Annotated in this window: 4 protein-coding genes; 2 read left to right on the top strand and 2 right to left on the bottom strand. The window is 75.5% G+C overall.

What is annotated here, in order from left to right; translation table 11 throughout:
• Positions 1-76: 76 nt before the first annotated feature.
• The gene (locus tag ABZ641_RS32890; RefSeq protein ID WP_344623814.1) at positions 77-412 is read right to left on the bottom strand and encodes a hypothetical protein; all 336 of its coding nucleotides are present in this window, start codon (positions 410-412) and stop codon (positions 77-79) included.
• Between ABZ641_RS32890 and ABZ641_RS32885 the strand changes: the two genes are divergently transcribed.
• The gene (locus ABZ641_RS32885) at positions 411-686 is read left to right on the top strand and encodes a hypothetical protein (RefSeq protein ID WP_359987799.1); all 276 of its coding nucleotides are present in this window, start codon (positions 411-413) and stop codon (positions 684-686) included. The genes ABZ641_RS32890 and ABZ641_RS32885 overlap by 2 nt on opposite strands.
• A gap of 622 nt (positions 687-1,308) precedes the next feature.
• Here ABZ641_RS32885 and ABZ641_RS32880 read toward each other — a convergent pair.
• Entirely contained in the window at positions 1,309-2,163 is an 855-nt protein-coding gene (locus tag ABZ641_RS32880; RefSeq protein ID WP_359987796.1) for a patatin-like phospholipase family protein, read from the bottom strand.
• A gap of 81 nt (positions 2,164-2,244) precedes the next feature.
• On the opposite strand from ABZ641_RS32880, the gene ABZ641_RS32875 reads away from it, so the two are divergent.
• A partial coding sequence (locus ABZ641_RS32875; protein WP_359987793.1) for a TetR family transcriptional regulator occupies positions 2,245-2,506 on the top strand: 262 nt, incomplete at its 3' end.

Raw genomic sequence — 2,506 nt, 5'->3', positions numbered from 1 at the left:
GGTACATCGGTACCGGGGCCGGCCCGTTCTCCTGCCCGGCCACGAACGCCCGGGCAGCACCGGGACGCAGGGACGGTCAGTGGGCGAGCCGCAGGTTCCAGACCTTCAGGTCGGCGTCCAGCTCTCCGTAGCTGCCCTGGTCGTAGTGGGTCCCGGTGACGGTCACCAGGCCGATCGGCGAACTCTCGTTCACCACGCAGACCCGGTCGCCCTCGGCGACGTCGACCTCCTGGCGCGCCCGCGTCTGCAGCAGGTCCCGGCAGCCCTCCGCCGTGGGCTCGCCCGGCCCCTCCCAGGGAGCGACCTGGCCCTTGATCTTCATGCCGCTGCTGCCGCTGCGCTGGGCGCTCGGGAAGTTGACGGCGCCGGTGCCCTTACGGGGCGGCAGGGCGGACAGGTCGATGCCCTCCATGCCGAAGAGGATCTTCCCCGACCAGCGCACCGCGGCGCCCGCACCGGCCCCCGCGGGCGCCGGGGAGACGGCGGTCGCAGCATCGCCCGTGCCGGCCGACGCGCCCTGCCCGGCGACCGTGACGGTGACCTGCGGTGCCGGTCCGGGCGCGGCGGAGGACCCCGAACCGCCGCCCGTGAACGCCGCGATCGCGCTGGCCACGCCCGCCGCGGCGCTGACCACCGCGGCGACCACGCCCCAGGTCTTCGCGTTCGAGCGGTGCGGCGCCGGGTGACCGGCCGTCGGAGATCCGAACGTCGGAGACCCGGACGGCGGGGTCTGGTGCGGCGGGGTCCAGTGCGGTGGCGGGTCCTGCGACGGATACTGCATCAAGTCCCCCGATCGGTCCTGGGATCGCCGGGCCTGAGCGGCGGCGATCTGCCGGAACGATAGCCGAAGCGCGCACCGGCCCGCTGGCCCCCGCGGAACGGGGTCATGCCCTGCCCCACCTACCCGGCGGGGCGGCGGTTGAACGGACAACGGCCCGCGGTGAGGCCGTACTCGGGCGGGGCCGGGCACCTCACCCGTGCCGACCCGGCGGCGCGCTCGCAGCGCGGCGGATCCCCACGAACACAAGGCCCGGCCGCGGCGGGGAGGGCGGATGCGGGAGCCGGTGGGATTCGAACCCACGGGCGGGACCGGAGCAGGACCGCTCCTCCTCCACCGATCGATACCCGGGGTGCCTCCGGTGTACCGATTGCAATGGGCCACTCTGCCACGGGCCGCATCCTGCGGGACTGCGCGGTCCCGCTGCCACGATCGTACGGACTCCGCCGTCGGCCGCACGACCGGTTTGCCGGCAGGGCGCGGCCGATCGGCCGGACGACGTGGTCGGACGACGTGGTCGTGGGCTGCGCTCAGTCCGTGCCGGAGCCGGTGTTCCAGGCGAGGTGGAGCTGCTCCCCGGTGTCGGCGGCCTGGCGAAGACCGGCCTGGTAGGCCGGTTCCCAGGCCGCCCGGTCGTTCAGGTCGGAGCCGAAGGCGCGCAGTGATCCGGCATCGGGCTCGACGGTCACCACGGTGTGTGCGGCGGCCACCGCCAGCTCCTGCTGCAGGAGCTCGCGGGGGAACAGGTGCGCCTGCGGGTCGATCACGACCAGCGTGCGGGCTCCGGCCGCGAGTCCGGCGCTGGTCGCCGACCGCAGGGACCCGTCCATGTAGCGGCGGCCGTTGACGGTGATCGGCGGGTAGATGCCGGGGAAGGCCGTGCTCGCCGCCACGGCGGCGGCCAGCGGTGCGCCGCTCGTGCGGTCGAAGACCTCCTGCTCGCCGGTCCCGGCGTCCACCGCGGTGATCAGCAGTCGCCGGTCCGGCCATCGGTCCGCGCCGACCATGGCGCGCATCCGGTCGACGTGTGCCTGCTCGGGGCCGGTCTCGGCCGCGAGCGCGATCCGGCCGACCCGGCGCCGCGCACCCGCCGGGTCCGAGGCGGCAGCGCCGAGCACGGCGAAGGCCTCGCCGAGCCGGCGTCCGTCCACCCGGGGAGGGGTGCTGCCCGCGTCGTCGGGGCGTACGGGGGTGGCGAGCCGGCCGGGGTCCTGACCGGTGGCCAGCAGCGCGGCGGTGATCGCGCCGGCCGAGGTACCCACGATCAGATCGGCCGCGCCGAGGTCCACTCCGCTGCGGCGCAGCCCGCGGGCGAACCCGGCCGTCCAGGCCGTGCCGACGGGCCCTCCGGCGCCCAGGACGAGTGCCCGGTCCGGTGCGTGCATACCTGCCCCCCTCGTTAGTGAAACAGTCGTACCATATACTGACGTCGACTCAGATTCTCGCCACTGGAAGGACGATCCGCCGTGGGGCGACCTCCGGATCCCGGCCGACGGGAGGCCACGCTGGCGCGGGCGACCGACTACGTGCTGGCGCACGGCCTCGCCGGGCTGAGCCTGCGGCCGCTGGCCGCCGCGCTGGGGACCAGCCCCCGGATGCTGCTCTACGACTTCGGCAGCAAGCAGGAGTTGGTGTCCGCCGTGCTGGCCGAGGCCCGCCGCCGTGGTGCGGCCCGCCTGGCCGAGGGCCTGCCGGCGGAGGCGGCCTCGCCGGAGGAGCACCTGCGCG

Source organism: Kitasatospora sp. NPDC007106, from assembly GCF_040634455.1.
Classification (GTDB): Bacteria; Actinomycetota; Actinomycetes; order Streptomycetales; family Streptomycetaceae; genus Kitasatospora; species Kitasatospora arboriphila.
The sequence above is the reverse complement of the archived record's forward strand: the minus strand, read 5'-3'. Positions and strand labels throughout refer to the sequence as shown.

What these genes read in the sequence shown, in the direction of transcription:
- ABZ641_RS32885 (WP_359987799.1), top strand. Translation starts at nt 411, where the DNA reads ATGCCGAAGAGGATCTTCCCCGACCAGCGCACCGCGGCGCCCGCACCG.
- ABZ641_RS32890 (WP_344623814.1), bottom strand. Translation starts at nt 412, where the DNA reads ATGGAGGGCATCGACCTGTCCGCCCTGCCGCCCCGTAAGGGCACCGGC.
- ABZ641_RS32880 (WP_359987796.1), bottom strand. Translation starts at nt 2,163, where the DNA reads ATGCACGCACCGGACCGGGCACTCGTCCTGGGCGCCGGAGGGCCCGTC.